This window comes from Serratia sp. TSA_130.1 (assembly GCF_052691795.1).
The window spans coordinates 23,685-47,622 of record NZ_JBQZFS010000005.1 but is presented as its reverse complement, the minus strand read 5'-3'; the positions used below and the strand labels follow the sequence as shown (position 1 = coordinate 47,622).

Annotated in this window: 22 protein-coding genes; 5 read left to right on the top strand and 17 right to left on the bottom strand. The window is 61.3% G+C overall.

Going from position 1 to position 23,938, the window contains the following annotated elements; all coding sequences use genetic code 11:
* The first annotated feature begins 193 nt into the window (after window positions 1-193).
* Window positions 194-976: an AraC family transcriptional regulator gene (locus ACUTQY_RS17650; RefSeq protein WP_033644472.1), complete on the top strand. Its 783-nt coding sequence runs from the start codon at window positions 194-196 to the stop codon at window positions 974-976.
* Window positions 977-980: 4 nt separating this feature from the next.
* Here the strand turns inward: ACUTQY_RS17650 and cybC are convergent, their stop codons facing one another.
* Both cybC and pmbA read right to left on the bottom strand, forming a co-directional pair.
* Window positions 981-1,367, bottom strand: coding sequence for a cytochrome b562 (gene cybC, locus ACUTQY_RS17645; protein ID WP_033644470.1), 387 nt, complete (start codon window positions 1,365-1,367; stop codon window positions 981-983).
* 138 nt (window positions 1,368-1,505) lie between these two features.
* A complete protein-coding gene (gene pmbA, locus ACUTQY_RS17640) occupies window positions 1,506-2,846 on the bottom strand; it encodes a metalloprotease PmbA (RefSeq protein WP_042785444.1) in 1,341 nt (446 codons plus the stop codon).
* A gap of 179 nt (window positions 2,847-3,025) precedes the next feature.
* On the opposite strand from pmbA, the gene yjgA reads away from it, so the two are divergent.
* Window positions 3,026-3,574: a ribosome biogenesis factor YjgA gene (gene yjgA, locus ACUTQY_RS17635; protein ID WP_004936968.1), complete on the top strand. Its 549-nt coding sequence runs from the start codon at window positions 3,026-3,028 to the stop codon at window positions 3,572-3,574.
* Window positions 3,575-3,604: 30 nt separating this feature from the next.
* On the opposite strand, the gene ACUTQY_RS17630 is transcribed toward yjgA, so the two are convergent.
* From ACUTQY_RS17630 to aaeX, 5 genes are all read right to left on the bottom strand, one after another.
* Window positions 3,605-3,904 (bottom strand): barstar family protein, encoded by a 300-nt coding sequence (locus tag ACUTQY_RS17630; RefSeq protein ID WP_033644909.1) that lies wholly within the window; start codon window positions 3,902-3,904, stop codon window positions 3,605-3,607.
* A gap of 5 nt (window positions 3,905-3,909) precedes the next feature.
* On the bottom strand, window positions 3,910-4,377 hold the full coding sequence (locus ACUTQY_RS17625) for a ribonuclease (RefSeq protein ID WP_046687882.1): 468 nt from the start codon (window positions 4,375-4,377) through the stop codon (window positions 3,910-3,912).
* 279 nt (window positions 4,378-4,656) lie between these two features.
* Window positions 4,657-6,624, bottom strand: coding sequence for a p-hydroxybenzoic acid efflux pump subunit AaeB (aaeB, locus tag ACUTQY_RS17620; RefSeq protein WP_033644464.1), 1,968 nt, complete (start codon window positions 6,622-6,624; stop codon window positions 4,657-4,659).
* Complete coding sequence (gene aaeA / locus ACUTQY_RS17615; RefSeq protein WP_033644462.1) at window positions 6,624-7,559, bottom strand: p-hydroxybenzoic acid efflux pump subunit AaeA; 936 nt, start codon at window positions 7,557-7,559, stop codon at window positions 6,624-6,626. Before aaeA ends, aaeB begins: the two co-directional genes overlap by 1 nt.
* Before the next feature lie 7 nt (window positions 7,560-7,566).
* Entirely contained in the window at window positions 7,567-7,770 is a 204-nt protein-coding gene (gene aaeX / locus ACUTQY_RS17610; RefSeq protein WP_004936952.1) for a p-hydroxybenzoic acid efflux pump operon protein AaeX, read from the bottom strand.
* A gap of 314 nt (window positions 7,771-8,084) precedes the next feature.
* Between aaeX and aaeR the strand changes: the two genes are divergently transcribed.
* Window positions 8,085-8,996 (top strand): HTH-type transcriptional activator AaeR, encoded by a 912-nt coding sequence (aaeR, locus tag ACUTQY_RS17605; protein WP_004936950.1) that lies wholly within the window; start codon window positions 8,085-8,087, stop codon window positions 8,994-8,996.
* Here aaeR and ACUTQY_RS17600 read toward each other — a convergent pair.
* The gene (locus ACUTQY_RS17600; RefSeq protein ID WP_046687884.1) at window positions 8,987-9,331 is read right to left on the bottom strand and encodes a hypothetical protein; all 345 of its coding nucleotides are present in this window, start codon (window positions 9,329-9,331) and stop codon (window positions 8,987-8,989) included. The two genes, aaeR and ACUTQY_RS17600, sit on opposite strands and share 10 nt — an antisense overlap.
* The gene (locus ACUTQY_RS17595; protein WP_033644459.1) at window positions 9,328-9,603 is read right to left on the bottom strand and encodes a zinc ribbon domain-containing protein; all 276 of its coding nucleotides are present in this window, start codon (window positions 9,601-9,603) and stop codon (window positions 9,328-9,330) included. The genes ACUTQY_RS17600 and ACUTQY_RS17595 overlap by 4 nt, the downstream gene beginning before the upstream one ends.
* A 207-nt stretch (window positions 9,604-9,810) precedes the next feature.
* On the opposite strand from ACUTQY_RS17595, the gene uriH reads away from it, so the two are divergent.
* Together uriH and ACUTQY_RS17585 are read left to right on the top strand one after the other, a co-directional pair.
* Window positions 9,811-10,752: a uridine-preferring nucleoside hydrolase UriH gene (uriH, locus tag ACUTQY_RS17590; protein WP_046687885.1), complete on the top strand. Its 942-nt coding sequence runs from the start codon at window positions 9,811-9,813 to the stop codon at window positions 10,750-10,752.
* A 694-nt stretch (window positions 10,753-11,446) separates the two neighbouring features.
* A complete protein-coding gene (locus ACUTQY_RS17585; RefSeq protein WP_046687886.1) occupies window positions 11,447-13,126 on the top strand; it encodes a PglL family O-oligosaccharyltransferase in 1,680 nt (559 codons plus the stop codon).
* A gap of 60 nt (window positions 13,127-13,186) precedes the next feature.
* Here ACUTQY_RS17585 and ACUTQY_RS17580 read toward each other — a convergent pair whose 3' ends face one another.
* The 8 genes from ACUTQY_RS17580 to mreC form a co-directional block, all read right to left on the bottom strand.
* Window positions 13,187-13,951: a CDP-diacylglycerol diphosphatase gene (locus tag ACUTQY_RS17580; RefSeq protein WP_033644908.1), complete on the bottom strand. Its 765-nt coding sequence runs from the start codon at window positions 13,949-13,951 to the stop codon at window positions 13,187-13,189.
* A 151-nt stretch (window positions 13,952-14,102) separates the two neighbouring features.
* Window positions 14,103-15,548, bottom strand: coding sequence for a metalloprotease TldD (tldD, locus tag ACUTQY_RS17575; protein ID WP_033651236.1), 1,446 nt, complete (start codon window positions 15,546-15,548; stop codon window positions 14,103-14,105).
* Between the two features lie 7 nt (window positions 15,549-15,555).
* The gene (gene nit1 / locus ACUTQY_RS17570) at window positions 15,556-16,416 is read right to left on the bottom strand and encodes a deaminated glutathione amidase (protein ID WP_033644455.1); all 861 of its coding nucleotides are present in this window, start codon (window positions 16,414-16,416) and stop codon (window positions 15,556-15,558) included.
* Entirely contained in the window at window positions 16,413-20,216 is a 3,804-nt protein-coding gene (yhdP, locus tag ACUTQY_RS17565; protein WP_033651235.1) for an AsmA2 domain-containing protein YhdP, read from the bottom strand. The genes nit1 and yhdP overlap by 4 nt, the downstream gene beginning before the upstream one ends.
* A gap of 88 nt (window positions 20,217-20,304) precedes the next feature.
* Window positions 20,305-21,774, bottom strand: a complete 1,470-nt coding sequence (gene rng, locus ACUTQY_RS17560) for a ribonuclease G (protein WP_019453170.1) — start codon at window positions 21,772-21,774, stop codon at window positions 20,305-20,307.
* A 38-nt stretch (window positions 21,775-21,812) separates the two neighbouring features.
* A complete protein-coding gene (locus ACUTQY_RS17555; protein WP_033644452.1) occupies window positions 21,813-22,397 on the bottom strand; it encodes a Maf family protein in 585 nt (194 codons plus the stop codon).
* A gap of 10 nt (window positions 22,398-22,407) precedes the next feature.
* A complete protein-coding gene (mreD, locus tag ACUTQY_RS17550) occupies window positions 22,408-22,896 on the bottom strand; it encodes a rod shape-determining protein MreD (RefSeq protein WP_004936918.1) in 489 nt (162 codons plus the stop codon).
* The gene (gene mreC / locus ACUTQY_RS17545; protein ID WP_033644451.1) at window positions 22,893-23,918 is read right to left on the bottom strand and encodes a rod shape-determining protein MreC; all 1,026 of its coding nucleotides are present in this window, start codon (window positions 23,916-23,918) and stop codon (window positions 22,893-22,895) included. The genes mreD and mreC overlap by 4 nt, the downstream gene beginning before the upstream one ends.
* Window positions 23,919-23,938 lie beyond the last annotated feature (20 nt).

Below are 23,938 nucleotides of genomic sequence, written 5' to 3'. Positions count from 1 at the left end.
TGTATTGCGAGAACGAAAACCTTCTTCTCACCCCGGTGTGAAAACTTGCGCGAGCTTTATGGCCGATAAAATAACGGCGCCCCGGACAAGCGTTATTTTTCTGCCCCGATAGTAGGGCGACCTCCGCTGGCTTGCTTTATATGAAAGGCCAACTATCATTGCGTTTCGGCCAACCTGCCGCCAAAGGGGACACATGCGCAACGTCCGCATTGATGACATCGACCACGTAGCACGCGCAGTGATCGCCATCGGCACCGATTATCCGCCGGGGCATTTGCTGCCGATGCACAGCCACCGGCGCGCGCAGTTGCTGTACGGCGCCACCGGCGTCATGCACGTTTTCACGCAGCAAGGCAATTGGATCGTCCCGCCGCAGCACGCGGTGTGGCTGCCGCCGCAGATGCCGCACGCGGTGAGGATGGTCGGCGTCACTACCCGCAGTCTGTACCTCGAACCGGGCGCGTTGCCCGCCGAACAGCCTCAGGTTTGCCAGGTGGTTAGCGTCACCCCGCTGATGCGCCAACTGTTGATGGCGGCGGTGGACATGCCGCTGGAGTATGAGCGGGAGGGACGCGACGGGGCGCTGGCGACGCTGCTGCTGCACGAGCTGGCCCGGCTGCAACCCTTGCCGTTGCACATCCCGCTGCCCGCCGATCCCCGGCTGGGCGAGCTGTGCCGCGCCTTTTTGCAGCACCCCGACGCCCACGACTCCGCGCAGCAATGGGCCCCTCGTCTGTACATGAGCATTCGCACCTTCAGCCGCTTCTTTCGCGCGCAGACCGGCCTACCTTTTTCGCAATGGCGTCAGCGCGCCTGCGTGGTGCTGGCGTTGGCGCTGCTGGCCGAAGGGCGCAGCGTGACGCAGGTGGCCATGGAGATGGGATATGACAGCAGCGCGGCGTTTTCAACCATGTTTCGCCGCGTGCTGGGGCAGGCGCCCTCCTCCTATCTGACGGAAGACGGGCGCGACGGTTGACGGGTTAGCGGAATTTCTTGTGGTTGGCGTCGCGGGTCTGCTTGAAGCCCTGCGCCAGCTGCTTGGCTTCGGCGACTTTGCCCTGATTGGCCAGCGCCAGCGCCTGATCGATCTGGCCGATCAGGGTATCCAACCCGCTGCGGAAATCTTTCATCTCCGGGCTGTCGGCGGCTTTGCTCTCCAGTTTCGGCGGAGTACCCTGCTTGGCATCCTGCGCGGCGGCGCGCATGTTCTGCAGGCTCTGTTTGAGGGTGGCGGCGGAGTCGGTATTCAGCACCGTTTTGTAGTTTTCCGCCAGGGTGTCCATATCGTCGCCCAGATCGGCGGCGGCCGCCAGCGAACTGGCCGCCAGCAGCGTCAACGCCGCCAGCGCTTTCAGGGTATTCTGCATGTTTGCTCACCTTCCAGTTATTGTTTTAGTTAACCCACCGCTACCATAGGCAAGGCCGGGCAAAATCGAAACCGGAGATTTGTAAGCAAGGTTGAGGCGGTATAACGCGCGGCCGGCGGGCGCCGACCGCACAGAGGATCACTGGCCGGCGATCTTCATTTCCGGCAGCAGCACCGAACCGCACTGGATATTGCTGCGGGTTTCGATATCGCTGCCGACGCTGACGATGTTGCGCAGCATGTCTTTCAGGTTGCCGGCGATGGTGATCTCGCTGACCGGATACTGGATCTCGCCATTTTCCACCCAAAAACCGGCGGCGCCGCGAGAATAATCGCCGGTGACGCCGCTGACGCCCTGGCCCATCAATTCGGTGACCACCAGGCCGGTGCCAAGCTGTTTCAGCATGCCGGCGAAGTCTGCGCCCTGCCCGGCAATGCGCCAGTTATGGATGCCGCCGGCATGGCCGGTGCTGTGCAGGCCCAGCTTGCGCGCCGAGTAGCTGGTCATCAGCCAGGTTTGCAGCACGCCATCCTTGACGATATCGCGCCGTTGGGTGCGCACGCCCTCGCTGTCGAACGGCGTTGACGCCAGCCCTTTCAGCAGATGCGGGTGTTCCTCGACGGTCAGCCACGACGGCAGGATCTGCTTGCCGAGCGCGTCCAGCAGGAAAGTGGATTTGCGGTAGACGCTGCTGCCGCTGATGGCCCCCACCAGATGGCCGAACAGCCCGGTGGCCACTTCGGAGGCGAACAGCACCGGCGCCTTCATGGTCGACAGTTTACGCGGCGCGAGACGCGCCAGCGTGCGGCGGGCGCACTCCTGCCCCACCCACTCGGGGCTGTGCAGATCGCCCATCGCACGGCCGATGGTGTAAGCGTAATCCCGCTCCATGTCACCGTCCTGCTCCGCAATGACGCAGCTGGACAGCGAGTGACGGCTGGAACAGTAGCTTTGCAGCATGCCGTGGCTGTTGCCGAACACCTTGATGCCGTAGTGGCTGTTGAAGCTGCCGCCTTCGGTGTTGGTAATGCGTTTGTCCGCCGCCAGCGAAGCCTGCTCGGCGCGCGCCGCCAGCTCGATGCCGCGCTCGGCGTCCAGCTCGGTCGGGTGGAACAGATCGAGATCCGGCGCCTCAAACGCCAACAAATCTTTCTCCGCCGGGCCGGCGCAGGGATCTTCAGAGGTGTAACGCGCGATGTCCAGCGCCGCCTGTACGGTGCGGGCGATGGCATCCGGGCTGAGATCGGTGGAAGAGGCGCTGCCTTTACGCTGACGGTGATACACGGTGATGCCCAGCGCGCCATCGCTATTGAACTCGACGTTTTCCACCTCGCCGAAGCGGGTGCTGACGCTGATACCGGTCGATTTGGTGACCGCGACTTCCGCCGCGTCGGAACCGGCGCGTGCCAGCTCCAGAGCCTGAGAAACGGCCTGTTCCAGCGCCTTGCGCTGTTCTGCAACTTGAGTGACTACTTTCATCAATCTGCCATAATTAATCAGAAAATCGTTGAGAAAAGTGCCGGAGCGGCGTAGTTGTGCACGCGGGGCGGCGCGCAAAAATCCTGAGATCTCTGCCGTTGAGTCTAACAGGAACCGCGTTGAATTTCGCATAAAGCCGGCAACCTGTTAGGATTAGCCTCTTTTTAACGGAGCCTACCATGAACAAACAGCCTGAAGACTGGCTCGACGATGTCCCGGAGAATGAAAACGAGGACGATGACGAGATTATCTGGGTCAGTAAAAGTGAAATTAAACGTGATGCCGAAGCGCTGAAAGACCTGGGGGCCGAAATGGTCGATCTGGGCAAAAACGCGCTGGATCGCATTCCGTTGGACGAAGATTTGCGCGCCGCCATCGAGCTGGCGCAGAAGATCAAGAAAGAAGGCCGTCGCCGTCAGCTGCAGCTGATCGGCAAGATGCTGCGCGCCCGCGATATCGAGCCGATCCAGACCGCGCTCGACAAGCTGAAAAACCGCCACAACCAACAGGTTTCGCTGTTCCATAAGCTGGAAGCGCTGCGCGACCGCCTGGTGGAAGAAGGCGATGACGTCATTCCGTCGATTCTGGATCTGTATCCGGCCGCCGATCGTCAACAGCTGCGTTCACTGGTGCGCAATGCGCAGAAAGAGAAGGCCGCCAACAAGCCGCCTAAGGCTTACCGCCAGATCTTCCAATACCTGCGCGAGCTGGCCGAAGCGGCTGACTAAACGCCGCCGCCATCCCGGGATGAACCCGTTTCATCCCCGGTGATGCGCCGGTTCACCGCTGCTTTCGCGGATATTGAAACGCAGGCTGCCTTCCAGCTCTTCTTCCGCTTCTTCAAACAGCAGAATGATCGCGCCAAAACGACGTTTACTGCGGGCATTGAGGTGGGTGAACTCGATTTCCACCGGCAGACCGATATCGCCGGTCACCACGTCCCACAGCGCGTCGAGGTTGGCGCCAAACCCCTCGTCCAGAGCAAACTTATGCGCGAAATCGCGGTAGAAGGCCGGCACATCCTGGATCTGCTCAAAATCAAACTCTACTTTTGCCATCAAACTCACTCCACACGAATGAAGTTTTTGTAATGGTCACGCGAGACGAAGATCAGACCGTCGCTCGAATACAGCAGGCGATCGGCGCCGCGCCGGCCACACTGGTAATTGATGTCCGCTTCACGCCAGACCCGGCCGCCGGCGCTCGGCAGTTGCCCTTCACGGTTAGAAAATCGATCGCCGCCAATCGCCTTGCCCGGCAATACCGAACAGAGGTTGCCTGAACGCGGGTCCCAGCCCTGCTCGCGCGCCTGCTTCTTGGTGATGTAATAATCCGGCAGCCGCTGATGCTGCTGCAGGTAACTCACCACCGTTTGCTGCTGCGTGAGCCGATCGATGCTCTGTTGCTGCCCCGCCGGCGCTTGCACCACCGTCGCATTGCCGCCGATCGCACGGTGCTCGTTGCCGCGCAACGCGCTGAAGACGGCGATGACCACGGCGATGACAATCGCCAACAGAATCCGCTTGTTCATGACATTCCCTGAAATTATGCCGCCGGAGGCGCCGCAGCTCCCCCAGGCTAGTTAGGTATATAGTCGACCTGGATGAAACTAAGATGACCGACACGTTGCGTTTTCGCGGCGGTGAGGGTTTCATCCATTCATGTCAATGATGCCACTTTCCAGCCGTTCTGGCACTCGGAGTCTCTCTGAAAACGAGCCGCCTGCTCTGAGACGGCCCGCCGAACAACGACTGCTTACAGTATAGTCAGGGAAGGCGCCGCACAGCGCGGCGCAACAGGAGGGAACGCATCAATCGATCAAGGCGTGGCGATAGCGGTGCAGCATGTCGGCCAGGCGTTTCACCGGCCCGGTGACGCTGAGCGGCGCCTGATTGTCGACCAGCTTCTGTTGGTACTCGTTCATTTCGCCCAGCAAGCGATCGTAGTAGTAGGCGCGCTTGACGTCGTTCTTGGCGGAGACCACCCGATCGGCGGTGCTGCGGATCTGGCGGTGGAAGGCCGACAGCTCTTCGCTGGCCGGAATTTCCGCTCGCTGCATGCGCTGGTGGGCGATGATCAGGTTCAGCGCCAGACGATACTTGGCGATGTCGTTCGGGAACATCATCAGCAGCTGATTAAGCTGCTGATACAGCGCGGGCAGGTGGTTTTGCCGACGGCGCGCCGCCTTGGTGGTCAGCGCCGACACCGCGCTGCTGACGAACTGGTTGAGCAACGTGCGGCCGGTGCGTTCGCGCGAATTATCGCGGATCAGCAGCAGCACCATCAGCCCGACGCAGCTGCCGAGGAACTGGCCCAGCGCCCCGTCAAGAAACTGGGTCACGTTGAACTCCATCGGGTTGCTCAGCACCAGAATGTTGATGGTCCCCGCCAACAGCCCCAGCGAACCGAGCCGCCGCTTCTGCACCTCGATGCCGATGAAAAACGCCAGCAGGCCGAGGCTGAGACACAGCAGCAAAATGCTCTGCTGGGTCGCCGGCAGGATCACCATGAAGAACAGAGAACCGACCGGGATTGCCGCCAGCATGCCCAGCACGAAATCCATCGCCACCATGCGCGGCGCCGGGGTGCGCATCGCCAGCGAGGTGATCACCGCAATGATCACCATAAAACCGCTGCCGGACGTCCAGCCGGTCCACAGCCACAGCAGGCAGCCGAAGGCCGTCGCCACAAAGGTGCGCAGACCGTTGATCATCGCGTGATGCCCTTCCGCCGAGGTCGGCTTGACCACGGTTTCGTTGCTCAAGACGCCCTCTTCCACCGCGCTGATGCTGCAGTTGGTGTGCACGCCTTTCGACAGCAGCAGGTAGCGCGTCGCCGCGCCGACCCAGCCGGTGATGGTCGGCAGCGTTTCCTCGGAGCGATGCGTGGTCAGCACCTGACGCAACAGCTTCATGCGCTTGTGGATCTCCTGCGGGGTCTCCGCCGGAACCATCAGCTGTTCCCGCAAACTTTCTTTCAGCGCCTGCGGGTGATTCAACAAGATCAGATAGGTTTCACAGGCCTGGGTGATCAGCGTCAGCGACAGGGTATGCAGCGCTTTCACCCGTCGGTTGACCTTCTGCCAGCGCGAGGATTCCATCATCAGGTTGTTGCGCATGCCGTCCAGCGCCGTGGTGCTCTTCACCAGATTGCTCCAGGCGCGGTCGATGTCCTCTTTATCGGCATGGCTGATGCACATCTGCATCAGGCGGTATTGATCCACCAGCAGCTTATCCACCGCCCGATCGATGTCCTGCTTGATCGAACGCGGCGAAAACAGCAGATCGGCCAACACGGCGCTGACGATCCCCAGCACGATCTCGCTGCAACGCTCGATGGCGAACTGCGGCGCTTCCAGCAGGTGGGCCTCGCTGGTGGCGACCGTCACGATGATGATCAGCGCGGTATAGCCGGCCAGCCCCCAGGCGTAGGAGTTCTCCACCTTGATAAGCGAAGAGAGCCAGGTGCAGAAACCGGCCCACATGCAGCACAGCATCAGCATCACTACCGGCGCGCGGGCGGTGGTGATGATGATGAGCAGGCCGACGAAGCAGCCGATAAAGGTGCCGATGATGCGCAGCCAGCCGCGATGGCGAATGGCGCCGGAGAAGGGTTCACCGCCGGCGGCAAAGGCCGGGCCGGCGGCGACGATGGCGGCGGTCATCGCCGACCAGCGCGGGGTTTCCAGATTAAGATGGAAGCCGACGAACAGCGCAAACACAATCGCGAAGCTGAGTTTGAAGGCAAATCTCAGCCGGATAAAGGTTGGGCTGCTCATTAGCCGAACTCACGCAGCCGGTGCATCAGGCGCACAAAAGGCGAGCCGCTGTCGGCATTGCGATCGTTCTTGCCGACGATCACCACGGTGGCGGTGGTGCCGGCCGGGTACGGATGCTGTTGGTCCTTGGCGTCCAGCAGGATCTTCACCGGCACGCGCTGCGCCAGGCGCACCCACTCCAGGTTGCTGTCGATCGAGGCCAACCCTTTGTTGTTCACCGTGCTGCTGCTGTTGTTCACCGCCGCCGCCACGCTATCGACGGTGCCGTGCATGATGCGGTTGCTGCCGAGCGGGGTAATCTCCGCGCGATCGCCCTTATTCAGGCCGTTCAGCTTGGTCTCTTCCAGGTACGCCAGGATGTAGAAGGAATCTTTCTTCACCAGCGCCACCGCGACCGACCCGCGGGTGATGTATTCACCGGCGTGTACGTTGAGGTTGGTGATCCAGCCATCGGCCGGGGCGCGCACCGTGGTGCGCTCCAGATCCAACTGCGCCAGCTCGCGAGCCGCAATGGCCTTCGCCAGCTGGTGCTGCACGGTCTGCAGCGAGTTGTTCGACTGGTCAATCTCTTCCTGCGACATCGCCTGTACGCCCAACTTCACGCGGCGGCCGGCCTCACGCCGTTTTTCCGCCGCCAGCGTCTGATAGTAGGCGACGTCGGCGCCGGCTTCCGCCAAGGCCTGCTCATAACGCGGCCGATCGACCACGAACAGCACCTGGCCTTTCTTGACCAGTTGGTTGTCCACCACCGGCACGTCGGTCAGCAGGCCGCTGACGTCCGGCGCGATCGCCACCACGTCGGCGGTAAACTTGGCGTCACGCGTCCACGGCGACTCGGTGTAGAACACCCAGGCCTTGAATACCGCGGCAATGCCCAGCAGCACAAGAATCAAAGTGATCGCGATTCGGGTTATTTTTATCGAAAAATTTTTCACAGCGACCTCAAACAAAAAGACACGAAATCAGATAAAACAAGCAGCAATACAGCGCGGTATTAAACAGCGCCGGATGCCAGACAAAATCGTAAATCCCCGTCGGCTGCAGCAGGCGGCGCAAGAGAAAAAACAGCGCCAGCGACACCAGCAGCTCGAAAAACACCGGCGGAAACGACAGTCCGAAGATGACCATAACCGGAAGCAAACTCATCACTTTTTCCTTATTGTTCACTGCGCCGGGGAAAGACAGGTCTCGCCATTCACATTCTCTTTACATTTTAGCGTGCGCGCGCCACAAATCTTGACCAGGCAGCTTGTCCAGGTCACGAACCCGAAAAAAGGTTAAACTTTGGGGCAGACATCCACGACAGGGATTGCGAGGGTGCCGGAGGAGCGGCAGGATGACGTCGCCGCTCGCTCTCGCACGTTGGTGAGGTCTATTCACCCGACCACGTTATATTAGCCTGCTTACTATCAAGGCATCAACAATCTGTGATCTAAATCACTTTTAAGCCAGAGTGAATAATGGAAAGATTAAAACGCATGTCGGTATTCGCCAAAGTGGTTGAGTTCGGGTCGTTTACCGCGGCCGCGCGCCAACTCGACATGAGCGTTTCATCGATCAGCCAAACCGTCTCGAAACTGGAAAATGAGCTGCAGGTCAAGCTGTTGAACCGCAGCACGCGCAGCATCGGCCTAACCGAGGCCGGCAAGATTTACTATCAGGGCTGCCGACGCATGCTGCAGGAAGTCAGCGAAGTGCATGAGCAGCTGTACGCGTTTAACAATACGCCCGCCGGCACGCTGCGCATCGGCAGCTCGTCCACCATGGCGCAAAACGTGCTGGCGAACATGACCGCCGAGATGATGAAAGAGTACCCGGGTCTGACGGTCAACCTGGTGACCGGTATACCGGCGCCGGATCTGATCACCGACGGTCTGGATCTGGTGATCCGCACCGGCGCGCTGCAAGACTCGAGTCTGTTCTCGCGCCGCCTGGGGCAGATGCCGATGGTGGTGTGCGCCGCCAAAAGCTACCTGAGCCAGCACGGCACGCCGCAGAAGCCGAGCGACATGGTCAACTTTTCCTGGCTGGAGTACAGCGTGCGGCCCGACAGCGAATTCGAACTGATGTCGCCGGAAGGCATCACCACGCGCATTTCCCCGCAGGGGCGCTTCGTCACCAACGACTCCTCCACCATGATCCGTTGGCTGAAAAACGGCGCCGGCATCGCCTACGCCCCGCTGATGTGGGTGATCGAAGAGATCAAACGCGGCGAGATCGAGATCCTGTTCAAAAGCTACCATTCGGATCCGCGGCCGATCTACGCGCTCTATACCGAGAAGGACAAACTGCCGCTGAAGGTACAGGTGTGCATCAACTATTTAACCGACTATTTCGAACGCGTAGCGGCGGTCTATCAGGGTTATCGCTGAGCAGCGCTTAAATAGCGGCGCGCCAGCGCGGCCAGCAGCATCAGCGCCAACATGCCGATGCCCCACAGCAGCCAGACGGCGTAGCCCGCCCAGGCCAGCAGCAGAGGAAAATAGCTCGCCAGCCCGCTGCCCAGCTGTTTCAGCCACGGCAGCCAAGTGTCCAACACCGTCTGCGGCACCAGGCTCAGCGCACCGTTCACCGGCAACGTTGCGTTTCCGGCCGCCTCCGCCAACGTCGGCAGCCAGGTCAGCAGGCCGGATACGCCCCAGGCCAGCAACGTCCACAGCGCCATGGTGCCGAGCAGCAGCGCGACCGTCCAGCCGCCCCGATTCACGGCACACCGCCGCCGCACTGCGGACAAAAGCGGCTGCCCGGCGGCAACGGCGCGGCGCACTGTCCGCAGGTGGCGCTCACCGCAGCAAACGGCTGGCCGCAGCGGTGACAATAACGCGCGCCCGGCTTATTCACGGCCCGGCATTCCGGGCACTGCGGCCCCTGTTCGCCATGCTGGCTATAGCGGTTGCCATGGTGGCCACCGCCGTGGCCCGCGCGCCGATGACCGCCGTTAATACCGCCTTGCCCCAACAACCTTTTCAGTAAGCTCATCCCGCCTCTCCTCTGTGCATTCACGCTGAAGCTCACTGTAAACCCTGGAGTAAACTCCAGGGTAAAGCCCGGCGATGAGGATTTACGTTTCATTACATCGTAATAATGGCAAGGCTTTGATGCCGTTAACAAAAGCATCATCGGCATTATCCCACGCCGCTGCGCTGCGTTATGCTGCGGGCACCTCTCCCTGCATCAGGAATAACCATGAAAAAAATCATACTGGACTGTGACCCGGGGCATGACGACGCCATCGCCCTGCTGCTGGCCTGGGGCAATCCGCAGATCGACCTGCTGGCGGTCACCACCGTGGTGGGTAACCAAACGCTGGACAAAGTGACGCGCAACGCCCTCGCGGTGGCGCGCATCGCCAATATCACCGGCGTGCCCTTCGCCGCCGGCTGCCCGCGCCCGCTGGTGCGCAATATCGAAGTGGCACCCGACATTCACGGCGACTCCGGCCTCGATGGCCCGGTGCTGCCGGAGCCTCACCTGCAGCTGGACTCGCGCCACGCGGTGGATCTGATCATCGATACCGTGATGGCCCACCCGCCCGGCAGCGTGACGCTGGTGCCGACCGGCGGCCTGACCAATATCGCCATGGCGGTGCGTAAAGAGCCGCGCATTGCCGAGCGGGTCAAGGAAGTGGTGCTGATGGGCGGCGGCTATCATGTGGGCAACTGGAGCGCGGTGGCGGAGTTCAATATCAAAATCGATCCCGAGGCGGCGCACATCGTGTTCAATGAAAAATGGCCGCTGACCATGGTCGGGCTGGATCTCACCCACCAGGCGCTGGCCACGCCGGCAGTCTGCGAACGCATCGCCACCCTCGGCACCCGGCCGGCCACCTTCGTCGGCGAACTGCTGGCATTCTTTGGCCGTATGTACCAACAGGCGCAGGGCTTCAGCGCCCCGCCGGTGCACGATCCTTGCGCAGTGGCCTATGTGATCGATCCGAGCGTTATGTCGGTGCGCAAAGTGCCGGTGGATATCGAGCTGACCGGCACCCTGACGTTGGGCATGACGGTCGCGGACTTCCGCGCGCCGCCGCCGCCGGACTGCCACACCCAGGTCGCGGTCAAACTGGATCAGGATAAATTCTGGGATCTGGTGGTGGATGCGCTGGAGCGGATCGGCGACGTGGAGTAAGCGCACAAGAGACGAGATTAACGCGCTTGGGCAGGCGCGTTAGTCTGTATTCTGCCGCGGCAACGGGGAGGCTCAAGTCATAACCGCTTTTATTTCCAATGCAGCAGAACAATCCTAATAATAAATTATTTCATGAAAATTTAAAAAAACAGATAAAGACAGGAAGAATCTTAATAAAATTAAAACCATGAAAATCACATTGAATTTAAAAATCAGCAATGGAAAACGATGAAGTAAATCTCCACCGTCACGCCGCCATTGACGGCATCAATTAAACAAGCAGATACCTCTTTTATTCTTCACACTGCCTGCCAATCTAGGCCGTTGCCGGGATACCCCACGATATCCACACACGCAAGAACCACAAACAACCCATTGATTTTAATTAATAAAAACAACATTAAGATTAAAAATTGACTGAATCACAATAGATTTGAGAAAATAGCGCGTCTGTTTTTGCAAACAACAAAAATGCCTTTTGCGAGTGAAAAATACGGCTTAACCTTTCTTTGGGCAAACAGCCTCGCGCATTCTCAGGGCAAATATTATTTATCGCTTTACCATAAAGACGGTTTAAATTTCCCGTGAGACATTTTCGATTTCAACATTACACGCATTTCAACACCAGGATAAAGGATAGGGAATAATCAAAGCATGCATTTAATAAACGCTATCAGGCCTTGGCAGGTTAACCATGGCCGATAAATCTCCCGCTAACGCAGCGACCATCGCCGTGCTGCCCCTGCTGCTGATCTGGATGGCGGCGGTCCTGCCGGTCTATCATCCCAACATGGGCGGCGACGGTCTGGCGCTGCCGCAAAACATTCTGGCCTGGGGCGTCATGGCGCTCACTACGCTGATCGTGACGTTTACCGTTTGCCTGGGTCGCATCCACCTTTCGCTCACGCCCACCGCGCGCCTGTTGCTGCTCGGCATCGCCGTGCTGGCGCTGCCGTTGCTGTATACCCGCCCCGAATGGCGCGAAGACGCCCTGTGGCGCTGCGCCGGTTTGCTCGGCGGTTGGTTGTTCTATGTCGCCTGCCTGCAGCTGCGCGTCACCGCACGGCAGCGCGAGCTGCTGCTGTTCGGCCTGTTGTTTGCCGTCGGCATTCAGGCGTTGTTGGCGGCTTTACAGCTGTTCGCCCCCGCGCTGGCCTGGGTATCCCCTAACGGCGGCCGGGTCTACGGCGTCTTTCAGCAGCCGAACGTGCTGGGCAGCTTTATCGCCACCGGGCTGGCTTTGGCGCTCTGGCTGCTGCTGGCTCCCTTCTCTGCGCCGACACGGCGGCAAATCCCGCTGCTCGCGCTGCTGGCCGCTTTCTCCGCCCTGCTGGTGCTGATCCAGTCGCGCGCCGCCTGGTTGGGGGCCGCATTGGCGGCGGCGCTGCTGCTGTGGCGCTTTGCCCGCCAACGCCCGGCCGCAAGCCGCTGGGCCGGCGGCGCGCTGCTGCTGGGCGCCGCGATCGGTCTGACGGTGCTGTTCACCGGTTTTGGTCTGGATGGCCGCGCTGGCCTGATCGGACGGGAGCTTTCCAACAGCGCGCGCCTGACCATGCTGCACGACGTCGGCGCCATGATCCTGGCCAAGCCGCTGCTGGGCTGGGGCTACGGCGGCTTTGAATACAGCTTCGCGCACTTCCGCCTGCAGACAATGCCCTGGAGAGAAGTGCTGGAAGTCGCCGGGCATCCGCACAATGAAATCCTGCTGTGGTGGGTCGAGGGCGGCCTGACGGCGCTGGCGGGTATCGCTATCGTCCTTGCCGCCGGCGTACGGCTGCTGAAAAGCGCCTGGCAACGGGATCGAGAACAGCAGAACGGTGCGCGCGTCGGCCTGTTCCTGGTGCTGCTGCCGATGCTGATACACACTCAGCTGGAATACCCTTTCTATCTGTCTGCGCCGCACTGGCTGGCGTTTCTGCTGCTGCTGGCGCTGCTGGACGGCCAAACCGGCGAGCCCCGCCCGCTGCCGTTCGCCAAAGCCCTGAGCCTGCCGGTGGCGCTTGCGGCGCTCGGCGTGCTGGTGATGGCGGCCTTCGCCTGGCAAGGGCGCATGGCGCTCACTCAGTCGGAGCGCACTATGCTGGCCAACATCGACAGCATCGAGCAGATGCCGCCGCCGGCCGCCTGGATCTACCGGGAGCGCAAAACCTTCGACGAGCAATCTCACGCGCTGCTGGTCTATAACCAAACGCGCGATGATGCCCTGTTGACCGGCTATCGGCAGTGGGCCAATGCCTATCTGCAGCACCGCATCGACGCCAACGTCTACGCCACGCTGATCATGATCTTGCGCTATCAGGGGGATCAGGCACAAGCCGATGCTCGCCAGCGGGAAGCCGCTTTTCTGTTTGCGCGGGATGCGCGGTTCAGGTAGGGACAACGAGGTGAGAGCGATGCTTCGCCGCTCTCACCTGCGTCATTTTATGTCGCAAAATTAACGCGGCAAAATCGCGCACTCTTTATCCAGCAGCGATTCTACCGAAGCGCGGTTGCCGACGTCCCAGCCGCGCTTCGAGGCCAGCAAAATAAACCCCCGTTGGCCGCCAAACGTAGTGGGCACTAACGCCACGCCATATTCCGCCATCTGCGGCGGCGACAGATGGAAATAATCCGCCAGATCCTTAATCGGGTAAACGCCCATCGCGGTTGGCTGCATCACGCGGCGCGCGTAGTAGGTGTGGCGCAACAGCTTATCCGGCAAGGGCCGCCATTGTTCCTGTATGTAGGGACGTTCCGCCTGCAATTGACGCCGCACGTCCTCACGCAGACAGGTCAGGTGAATATGCAATTGGTTTTGGCTGCGGCCGTATGCGGAGTTGATCGCCATGCCCAACATATCATCCGGCACCGGCCCGCCATATTCGGCGGCCAGCCGATAACGCATCAGCCAGGCATAGCCAAAATAGTCCGTCCGTTCCCCGGCCAACAGCTGCGGGCTTTCGATGCCGGAGAGCGGCGCCGTCGGAACCAGAATAAAATGATAGGGGTAACGCGGATTTTGCAGCACGCTAAAGCCCTGGGCCTTCCCCTGCGGCATATAAATCTGCTCACAGGGCGCCGGATCGCGCTTTTGCTGATAATTGGCCATGCAAAGCTTATCGACCACGCCCCACAGCGCATCGGAGCGGGCGCAGCCCGTCAGGGACAGGACGCCCAGCGCCAGCAGCCAACGCCGGGCGGGTATAGCCAGACGCGTCATCATCGTATTGCTCTGTTTTTTCGCCACGTCAATTTTATTCCATTATATCGTGCAGGCTACGGCGTCCTGCCGCGCTTAGCGTTACGAATGCGAGAAAGGCCGCAAAATGGAGCATGATTGAGGGGCCAACGCGTGGCCCCTGGAGGAAAAATTACGCCGTGCCGCCGACGGTGAGCGTGTCCAGTTTCAGCGTCGGTTGGCCGACGCCCACCGGCACGCTCTGGCCTTCTTTGCCGCACACGCCCACGCCTTTATCGAGCGCCAGATCGTTGCCGACCATCGAGATCTGCTGCATAGCCTCGATGCCGGAGCCGATCAGCGTCGCCCCCTTCACCGGTTTAGTGATGCGGCCCTTCTCGATCAGATAGGCTTCGGTGGTGGAGAACACGAACTTGCCGGAGGTGATATCCACCTGGCCGCCGCCAAAGTTCGGCGCGTACAGGCCGTACTCAACGCTGGCGATGATCTCTTCCGGCGTCGATTTACCCGCCAGCATGTAGGTATTGGTCATGCGCGGCATCGGCAGATGCGCGTAGGACTCGCGGCGGCCGTTGCCGGTCGGCGCGACGCCCATCAGGCGCGCGTTGAGCTTGTCCTGCATGTAGCCTTTCAGCACGCCGTTTTCGATCAGCACGTTGTACTGGCCCGGCACGCCTTCGTCGTCGATCGCCAGCGAACCGCGGCGCCCTTGCAGGGTGCCGTCGTCCACCACGGTACACAGCTCAGACGCCACCCGCTCGCCCATATGGCCGCTGAACACCGAGGTGCCGCGCCGGTTGAAGTCGCCTTCCAGGCCATGGCCCACCGCTTCGTGCAGCAGCACGCCCGGCCAGCCGGCACCCAACACCACCGGCATATTGCCGGCCGGCGCCGCTACCGCGCCGAGGTTGACCAGCGCCATGCGCACCGCTTCTTTAGCGTAAGCGTCGGCGCGCACGTCGCCGTCGACGGTTTCCAGGAAGTAGTCATAGCCGAAACGGCCGCCGCCGCCGCTGGAGCCGCGCTCACGCTTGCCGTCCTGCTCCACCAGCACGCTGACGGAAAGGCGCACCAGCGGGCGAACGTCCGCCGCCAGCGTGCCGTCGGTGGCGGCCACCAACACCTGCTCGTAAACGCCGGTGATGCTGGCGTTCACTTCCTGCACCCGCGCATCGGCGGCGCGCGCCACCTTGTCGACGCGGTGCAACAGGGCGATTTTCTCTTCGCGCGGCAGGCTTTGCAGCGGATCGAGCAGCGGGTACAGCGCTCGATAACCGATTTCGCCCAGGGTATGCGCCCGCCCGTCGCCCTGCTCGCGCACGATGCTGCGCGCCGCCTGGGCGCTCTGCTGCAGCGCATTCAGAGTGATCTGATCGGCATAGGCGAACCCGGTCTTCTCACCGCTGACGGCGCGCACGCCGACGCCCTGGTCGATATTGTAAGAGCCATCCTTGATGATGCCGTCCTCGATCACCCAGGCTTCGTGATAGCTGGACTGAAAATAGAGATCGGCGTAGTCGATACGGCGTTCTGCCAGTTGACCCAGTACCGAGTACAGGTCTTGATGACTCAGCTTGTTGGTAGCGAGTAACTGCTCACTGACAAACGTCAGACTCATAATGGTTTCACTCTTGATTGGAGGATAACTTGTCAGACGGCGCCGTCAGCGACGTCTGGAATCGGTTGTGCTGCAGCACCGGCATCTGCGCACGAATATTTTTCAGGCTTGCGGCGTCCACGCGCACCTTCAGTGCCGCCACGGCGTCCGGGTTCTCGGCCAGTACCTTGCCCCAGCCGTCGACGGCCAGCGTGTGGCCCCAGGTGCGACGGGTCGGCCCGTGGCGCCCCACCTGCGCCGGCGCCAGGATCATGCACTGGTTCTCGATCGCTCGGGCGCGCAGCAGGATTTCCCAATGCGCCTCGCCGGTTACCCGCGTAAAGGCCGCCGGCACCGAAATCAGTTCGGCGCCCTGCGCCCGCAGCGCCTGGAACAGCGCGGGGAAGCGCAGATCGTAGCATATGGTCATGCCCAAACGCCCGACCGGCGTATCCACCACCGTCAGGTGCTGCCCATGCTGGTAGGTATCCGACTCGCGGTAATGGCCGTGCGCGTCGTTGATGTCCACATCGAACATGTGCAGCTTGTCGTAGCGGGCGCGGATCTCGCCCTGCTCGTCGAACAACAGGCTGCTGGTGGTGATAAGCTCCGGGTTCTCACGGCTGACGAGCGGCATCGAGCCCACCAGCAACCACACGCCATAGCGGCGCGCCAGTTCGCGCACCGCATTCTGCAGCGGGCCATCGCCCTGTTTTTCCGCCTGTTGGCGGTAGGCTGCGGAGTTGGCGAACAGCAGCGCGTTCTCCGGCGTCATGACCAGTTTTACCCCGGCATTGAGCTGCTTAATCTGCTGTTCAATCTGGGCCAGGTTATCGCGCACCTGATCGCCACTGCACAACTGCAACAACGCAACGTTAGCATTCCTCATGACGCCTTATCCTCCTTTGACTTACGCTGTACCTCATTGATCTTCGGCTGGTCGAGATCGCCGCCGATATGGTAGCGAATCAGCGAAATCTTGCTCCACAGCGGCCCCAGCACCTGCGAAGCGGCGAACACCGCCGCGCCGACGATCGGGTTAACGACAAACGCCGTGGCCACGCCGACGGTCGCTGAAATCGCCGGCGCCACCACCGCTTCCATATCGATGCGGCGGCGCGCCAAATCGATCTGGCCGCTCATAGCGATATCCGCCGCCAAGCCGTCGATCAATAGATTATCAGTATGCATTATGCCATCTTTCAGCCAGGCGGTACTGCGGATGGAATCAAAGTAGAAGCCTTTGCCGAAGGTATCGCTGAAGTCGAACTGCAGCTTGCGCAGCAAAGCGTCGAAGCTGACCAGCCGCAGCAGCTGACCGGCGCGGCCGCCGCCCATGCTGTCGATCTCGCCCTTGCCCATTTTGACCTGCAACGCGCCGCTCAGCGTATCGACCCGCGGCTGCCACGGCGTGCCATGCCAGTACAGATCGAAATCCACGTCGTAAGGCGCTCCCTTGAGCGGAATGGTGATGCCAAAGAAGGCGGCGGTTTCATCAATCTTGCCGCCGAGCAGCTTGCCTTTCAGCGAGCTGCGCTCTTCTTGCGCGTTTTGTTTCCACAGGCCGGTGGCGGTCATGCGCCCTTGGCCGGTATCGACCAGGCCGTGATCCAGCGTCAGAGTATCGCCCCGATTAGTCAGATCCGCCTCGACCTTGCCGAGGTTCTGCCCCAGTACCCAGCACGACTTGCAGCGCAACATCAGCGAAGGCCAGTCGCGGAAGGAAACTTTTTCGGTCGACGGCGGCGGCGTGCCCGCCGCGCTTTTCGTCTCTGCGAACTGCGGGTTGTAATACAGATAATTGATATCGGCGCGCCACGGCCCGCGATCGGCCACCCGCAGGCTGCCGTCCACTTCGTCGCTCTTGGCGCTCACGAGGGTAGCGCCAAGCTGTTTCTCGGCCGACAGCGTCAGCTTATGCCAGGCCTGGCCGCCCAACAGCAACTGCGGCGTGGTCAGCGCCACGGTGGTGGGGAAGCTGAAACCGCCCACCTGGCCGCTGCCGCCGCCCTGTTTCAGCGCCGGCGCGAGCAGCGCCAGCCACTGCTCACCGTCCAACGCCGGCAGATTCAGCGTCATCGACTTGCCGGCCGGCAGCGGCGGCGTGCCGCCCCCGTTGGTTTGCCAGGCGGCGCGCGCCAGATTCACCTGTTTTTTATCGAAGTTCCATTCACTGTTGAAACGGTTCTGTTTGCCCGCGCTACCGGTCAACATGAAGCCGTTCAAACCGCCTTTGACCTTGACGTTCACCGGCAGCGCCTCTCCTGGCGCCTTGTCCAGCGGCGAAGGTAAGTGACTGCTCACTTTCTTCAAATCCGCGTCGAGACCGATATCGTAGCTGGCCGAACCTTGGTGCGGCAGCGTGATGGCCACCTGGCTCTGCCAGGGCGCGCTGCCGCTGAGCGCATCGGCGGCCTCTTTCGGCAGGCCGGGGAACTTGCCCGGCTGCCAGTCTCCTTTCAGACCAACGTTGACCTTGTAGTCACGCTCGCCTTCCTGCGTAGTGAAGTTGACCGCCACCGGTTGCCCAAACCAGTTGGCCGACAGGGTGTCGCTCTCCAGATTGCCGTTGTTGAAACGGAATTTGCCGCTGAGCTTCTGCAGCTCGCTTTCCAGCGGTTTTATCAGCAACGAATTATTGTTCAGCGCCACTTCACCGGTGGCTTTGACCTGCTCGCCGTCCAGCGGGATATCTAGATGTAAGCGCCCACTGACATCGCCGCCGATCTGCAGCTGCTCCAGCGCCGCCCCCAGCGAATCGTGCAACGGCGTCTGCATAAAGTAGTCATGCACATCGCTGCCCGCACCTGCGACTTCGGCGTCGATCAGCAATCGCTCTTTCAGGTAATCCGGGATCACCGCGCTGATATTTTTACCCGCCACCTTGCCCAACCGGGTTTGCGGCGCATGCATCCACAGCCCCTCGTTGGCGAAATCGAGATCGATCGCCAAATCGGTCAGCGCCGGCCAGCCCGGTTGGAACTGGAAGGTGGCATGGCGCAGCGGTACGAAGACTTCGAACTGTCCTTCGTTTTTGCGATACGGGAAGTGCTGCGGATCGCCGGAATAAATCAGCGTGGCGTTATCCACCTGGCCGCCCTGAATGGCGCCGCTCAGGTAGTCCACCAAATGCTTGCCCATCAACGGTTCCGGGAAATAGCGCCAGGCGTCGGCGCCGTCATACAGGCGGATGCCCGCCAGGATGTTCAGCCACGGATCGCCCTTGGCCGGCTGCTGATAACGGAAATCGCCGTTGACCCACAGCGACTTCGCCTTGACGTCCAGCCCCTGGCTCGCCAGTTCCCAGCCCTGATCGTTATAGCGCCAGGTCAGCGCGCCACGCGCGCTGCTGATTTCAAGCGGGGCGCGGAACATGTCGCCGTAAGGCAGGGTGCTGTCGGTGAGCCCCAGCGTCAGGCGGCCGTTCTCCACCCCGCCGCTCAACGCCCCGGAGAAGTGGTTAACGCCCGGCAGCAGTTCCCAACGCTGCCAGCTGACATCGCGCCACAGCGCCTGGAAACGGCTCTTTTCCGGCTGCTTGAGCGGGATGTCCAGCGCCAGCGCTTCCAATTGCCCCTGCGGCTGCAGATCGTTCCAGCGGTCGAGCACGTCCGGGCTGAGGAACGAGAAGGTCGGCAGCAGCGCCGACAGACGCTCCAGCTGAATATCAGTCGCGCGCACACGCAGTTCTTCATTCTGCGCCGGCCCCATGAATTCGGTGTTTTCCGGCAGCCACAGCGCGGAAAGCCCCCCCTGCGGCCAGGCCTGGCCGTCGGTGCTCAACCGCAGTTGCGGCACGTCGAGCTGCCAACCGGTGCCCTGGCGGCGCAGCGACAGCGCCAGATTATCCACGTCCAGCCGGTGCTGCGCGGCGCCGGTGTCCCAGTTCGCCGCCCCCTGCTTGAGCAACGCATTGCCGCCGGCGATCTGGCCGTTCTGCACCTGCAGCCAGGCCGCCAGGCTGAAGTCGGCGCTTTCCAGCCCGGTGTTGGCGCGCAGCCAGCGGGTAAACCAGGGTTTCATATCGATGTTATCGGCCTGCAGGTAGACCGTGCCGGTATCCAGCAGGCCCTGATTATCGCGCAGGTCCATGCGCAGCTGCACCACGCCGTGTTGGCCGTTCAGCGTCGACAGGCTGATCTGCCCCTCGGCGCGGTGGCGATCGCGGCCGTTGAGCCAGGTCAGCTGAGGAATGTCAAATTCGGCGCGCGCGCCGGCGGGCGTCAGGAACGAGATACGGCTGTCGCGCAGATCGAAATGATCGAGCTGGCGCAGCATCAGATCGCTGATTTTGCCCGGCTCAAGGCCTTCGCCCTGCTGGTCGCCGCCCAGCGTGGCGTTCAAGTCGAGGCGGAATTGGTAGAAGGTCAGATCGCGGAACTGCCAGCGCCAGTGCAGCAGCGACTGCCACACGTCCAACGCCAGCGTCACGCGCTCGATATGCACATCGCTTTTGGGCAGCGTAGCGCTCAGGTTGCGCATTTCAAGCTGCGGGCCGAACGTTTCCCAGCTGCCCTGCACGAAATCCATCCGCACGGGCACGCCGGACAGCTTCTCCACCTGCGCCAGCAGTTGGGGGCGGTAGTCATTCAGCTTCGGCAGCATCAGGCGCAGCCCGCTGATCAGCAGCGCCACAATCACAATTAGGGTGGCGCCTGTTGCTAACAGAATCCCAGGCAGTCGCCTCACGCAGTTCTCCTTGCTCCGCTGCCTGGCAACGGGAATATCTATGCACTGACGGGCCCGGCGTGCCGGGCCCCTACCGATGTCGGGCGGGCTACATCATGACGACGTCGAACTGCTCCTGGCTGTACAACGGTTCGATCTGCACCTTCACCTGTTTGCCGACGAAGATCTCCACTTCGGCCAGCGCGTGCGACTCTTCGCTCTTCAGCGCTTCGCCGACCGCCGCGGAGGCGTACACCAGGAAGCGATCGGAATCGTAGGCGTGATGCACGCGCACAATTTCGCGCAGGATCTCGTAGCACACGGTTTCCACCGTTTTCACGGTGCCGCGCCCATTGCAAGTAGGACAATCGTGACAGAGCACATGTTCAATGCTTTCACGCGTTCGTTTACGCGTCATTTCAACTAAGCCTAGCTGAGAGAAGCCGTTGATCGTGGTTTTTACCCGATCTTTACTCAACGCCTGCTCCAGCGAGTGCAGCACCCGGCGGCGATGCTCTTCGTTGTTCATATCGATGAAGTCGATAATGATGATGCCGCCCAGGTTGCGCAGCCGCAGCTGGCGGGCAATGGCCTGCGTCGCCTCGATGTTGGTATTGAAGATGGTTTCATCGAGGTTGCGGTGGCCGACGAAGGCGCCGGTGTTGATGTCGACGGTGGTCATCGCCTCGGTCTGATCGATGATCAGATAACCGCCGGACTTCAGCTCCACCTTGCGCTCCAGCGCGCGCTGGATCTCGTTTTCCACATCGTACAGATCGAAAATCGGTTGGCTGCCGGTATACAGCTCCAGCTTGCGGGTGATGTCCGGGATATACTCGCCGGTAAACTCCACCAGCAGATCGTGCGTCAACCGCGAATCGACGCGAATGCGATCCAGCGCCGCGCCGGCGAAGTCGCGCAGGATGCGCTGCGCCAGCGCCAGCTCGCCGTACAGCTTGTATTTGGTCTGGTTGCGCTTCTTGCGCTCCATCACCTTGGTCCACAGGCGTTTGAGGAACGCAGCGTCCTGCGCCAGCTCCTCCTCGCCGATGCCCTCCGCCGCGGTGCGGATGATAAAACCGCCCAGCTCGTCGCAGTGCGGCGCAACGATGGACTTCAGGCGTTCGCGCTCGGCTTCGCTTTCAATGCGCTGCGACACGCCGACGTGCGCCGCGCCCGGCATGAAGACCAGATAGCGCGAAGGCAGCGTAATGTCGGTAGTCAGACGCGCGCCCTTGGTGCCGAGCGGATCTTTCACCACCTGCACCATCAGGTCTTGCCCCTGGCGCACCAGCTCGGCGATGTCGCGCACGTGGAAGTTTTTCCGCTCGTCGCCGGCGACGCATTCGGTATGCGGCATGATGTCGGAGGCGTGCAGGAAGGCGGCCTTGTCCAGGCCGATGTCGACGAACGCCGCCTGCATCCCCGGCAGGACGCGGCTGACGCGCCCTTTATAGATATTGCCGACGATGCCGCGTTTGGATTCGCGTTCGATATGAATCTCTTGCAGAATGCCGCCATCGATATAGGCGACCCGCGTTTCAGACGGTGTGATATTAACCAGTAGCTCAGCTGTCATGCCTTCTCCTCAGAGCCGGTCGATAATGGCAGCGCCCATCAACCGGTTCTTACATCACGTAATGCGACAAAATTACTGAGCAGCTCATGTGTTTCGACCAGTGGCAGACCGACCACCGCGTGATAACTCCCGGTTATCGTTCTGACGAAACAACCACCCTTTCCTTGAATGCCGTAGGCGCCCGCTTTATCCATCGGTTCGCCCGTAGCAATATAGTCGCGGATATCCTGTTGCGACAGGCTGCGGAACGTCACGTCGGTCACCACCAGCTGGCAACGCACGTCTTGGCGATCGGCGATCGCCACCGCCGTCATCACCTGATGCTGTTTGCCCGACAGGGCCGCCAGCATCTGTGCCGCATGGGCTTCGTCGCGCGGCTTCTCCAGCACCCGGCCGTTGAGCACCACGATGGTGTCGGCGCCCAGCACCGGCCGATCTTCCTGCGCCAGCGCCACGCCCGCTTTGGCCTTGTCCTGCGCCAGGCGGCGCACATAGGCTTCTGCGGCTTCGCCTTCCCGGCGCTGCTCTTCGGTATGCGTCAACAGGATGTCGAACGATACGCCCAGCAGGGTCAGCAGTTCACGTCGACGTGGGGAGCCGGAGGCCAGATAAAGCGAAGTCATTGAGATACCCTTACTGTACGGCGAACTGACGGCGGATTTTGCGCATCAACAGGAATAACCACGGCCACAAAATGCCGTTTACCACACTACTCCAGAACACCTCTGGGCGGAAAGAGACGTTGATCACTAAAAACTCAGCCCAGAACACCACCACGTCCATCGACAGCGACAGCAGCACGACGATCAGCGCCTGTTGCCACAGCGCCATATTGCGGAACAGTTGGAATTTGAACGCCACCAGGTAGGCGATGATGCCCAGCGCCAGCGCGCGCACGCCCAGCGTGGAGCCGAGGATCAGATCCATGATCAACCCCAGCACGAAACCGGTGCCGACGTTGACGCGGTGCGGCAAGGCCATCACCCAGTAAATGAGGATCAGCACCAGCCACGAAGGCCGGAACATGTAGATCTGTTCCGGCCACGGCATGATTTGCAGCACCAACGCCACCAGGAACGACAGCCAGATGATCCAGCGCCCGTGGCTGCGGTAACTGTTCATTGCACCACTCCCGCCGCGGCAGGCTGGGCTGGAGGCTGGGCAGACGCCGGAGCGACGGTTTGCGGCGCCACGCCGGTGGCCGGCGCCGGCAGCTGCGGCCCGACCGAACCGGCAGGCGGCAACACCTGCGGCATCATCTGCATCAGGCGCTCATTGGCCACGCGGTGAACTTCGTCCGGCGGCAACGGCATGTCGCCGTTGCGATCGGCGCCCCACAGCAGCAGCAGGTAGCGCAAGCGCTGCAGACCGGCGGTCGGCCGTGCCTGAATCACAGTGTAAGCGCGTTGATTGTCGACCTTGACCGAAGAGACTACCGCCACCGGATACCCTTCCGGGAAACGGCCGCCGAGGCCGGAGGTCACCAGCACGTCGCCAACGCGGATATCGGTATTGTTCGGCAGGTGTTCCAGCTGCAGATCGTCGGCGCAGCCGCTGCCTGCGGCGATCACCCGAATATCGTTGCGCAGCACCTGAATCGGCAACGCGTGCGAGGCATCGCAGATCAGCAGCACGCGGCTGGTCACCTTCGCCACCGCCACGACCTGGCCAACTACGCCCTTGTCACTGATCACCGGCTGGCCTTCATAGACGCCGTTATCCGACCCTTTGTCGATAACGACCTGGTCGCTGTACGGATCGGAACCGGTGGAGATCACCTGGGTGACCATCTTGTGTTCGTCCTGGCGCAGCGGGGAACCCAGCAGCTCGCGCAAGCGGGCGTTTTCCTGCTTGAATTGGCCAAGAAGAAGAATATCGCTGTTTTTCAGCAGCAGTTCCTGCCGCAGAGCTCGGTTTTCCAGCTCCAGCTGTTGGCGGGTGGCCAGCGTTTCCGACACGCTGTCCAAAACTTTACGCGGCCCGTTGGCCAGAAAATAGAAAGGGCTGACTGCGGTGTCCATGTAGTTACGTATCTTCACGAACGTGCCGAGCCGGCTGTCGGCAACGATCAGGCCAATGGCCGCGATCACCGCCAAAAAAAGTCGCAGTTGCAGGGAAGGCCCCCTGCTAAAAATCGGCTTCATAAATTATGCGAGTTCCTCGA

What these genes read in the sequence shown, in the direction of transcription:
- ACUTQY_RS17650 (WP_033644472.1), top strand. Translation starts at nt 194, where the DNA reads ATGCGCAACGTCCGCATTGATGACATCGACCACGTAGCACGCGCAGTG.
- cybC (WP_033644470.1), bottom strand. Translation starts at nt 1,367, where the DNA reads ATGCAGAATACCCTGAAAGCGCTGGCGGCGTTGACGCTGCTGGCGGCC.
- pmbA (WP_042785444.1), bottom strand. Translation starts at nt 2,846, where the DNA reads ATGAAAGTAGTCACTCAAGTTGCAGAACAGCGCAAGGCGCTGGAACAG.
- yjgA (WP_004936968.1), top strand. Translation starts at nt 3,026, where the DNA reads ATGAACAAACAGCCTGAAGACTGGCTCGACGATGTCCCGGAGAATGAA.
- ACUTQY_RS17630 (WP_033644909.1), bottom strand. Translation starts at nt 3,904, where the DNA reads ATGGCAAAAGTAGAGTTTGATTTTGAGCAGATCCAGGATGTGCCGGCC.
- ACUTQY_RS17625 (WP_046687882.1), bottom strand. Translation starts at nt 4,377, where the DNA reads ATGAACAAGCGGATTCTGTTGGCGATTGTCATCGCCGTGGTCATCGCC.
- aaeB (WP_033644464.1), bottom strand. Translation starts at nt 6,624, where the DNA reads ATGAGCAGCCCAACCTTTATCCGGCTGAGATTTGCCTTCAAACTCAGC.
- aaeX (WP_004936952.1), bottom strand. Translation starts at nt 7,770, where the DNA reads ATGAGTTTGCTTCCGGTTATGGTCATCTTCGGACTGTCGTTTCCGCCG.
- aaeR (WP_004936950.1), top strand. Translation starts at nt 8,085, where the DNA reads ATGGAAAGATTAAAACGCATGTCGGTATTCGCCAAAGTGGTTGAGTTC.
- ACUTQY_RS17595 (WP_033644459.1), bottom strand. Translation starts at nt 9,603, where the DNA reads ATGAGCTTACTGAAAAGGTTGTTGGGGCAAGGCGGTATTAACGGCGGT.
- uriH (WP_046687885.1), top strand. Translation starts at nt 9,811, where the DNA reads ATGAAAAAAATCATACTGGACTGTGACCCGGGGCATGACGACGCCATC.
- ACUTQY_RS17585 (WP_046687886.1), top strand. Translation starts at nt 11,447, where the DNA reads ATGGCCGATAAATCTCCCGCTAACGCAGCGACCATCGCCGTGCTGCCC.
- ACUTQY_RS17580 (WP_033644908.1), bottom strand. Translation starts at nt 13,951, where the DNA reads ATGACGCGTCTGGCTATACCCGCCCGGCGTTGGCTGCTGGCGCTGGGC.
- tldD (WP_033651236.1), bottom strand. Translation starts at nt 15,548, where the DNA reads ATGAGTCTGACGTTTGTCAGTGAGCAGTTACTCGCTACCAACAAGCTG.
- nit1 (WP_033644455.1), bottom strand. Translation starts at nt 16,416, where the DNA reads ATGAGGAATGCTAACGTTGCGTTGTTGCAGTTGTGCAGTGGCGATCAG.
- rng (WP_019453170.1), bottom strand. Translation starts at nt 21,774, where the DNA reads ATGACAGCTGAGCTACTGGTTAATATCACACCGTCTGAAACGCGGGTC.
- ACUTQY_RS17555 (WP_033644452.1), bottom strand. Translation starts at nt 22,397, where the DNA reads ATGACTTCGCTTTATCTGGCCTCCGGCTCCCCACGTCGACGTGAACTG.
- mreD (WP_004936918.1), bottom strand. Translation starts at nt 22,896, where the DNA reads ATGAACAGTTACCGCAGCCACGGGCGCTGGATCATCTGGCTGTCGTTC.
- mreC (WP_033644451.1), bottom strand. Translation starts at nt 23,918, where the DNA reads ATGAAGCCGATTTTTAGCAGGGGGCCTTCCCTGCAACTGCGACTTTTT.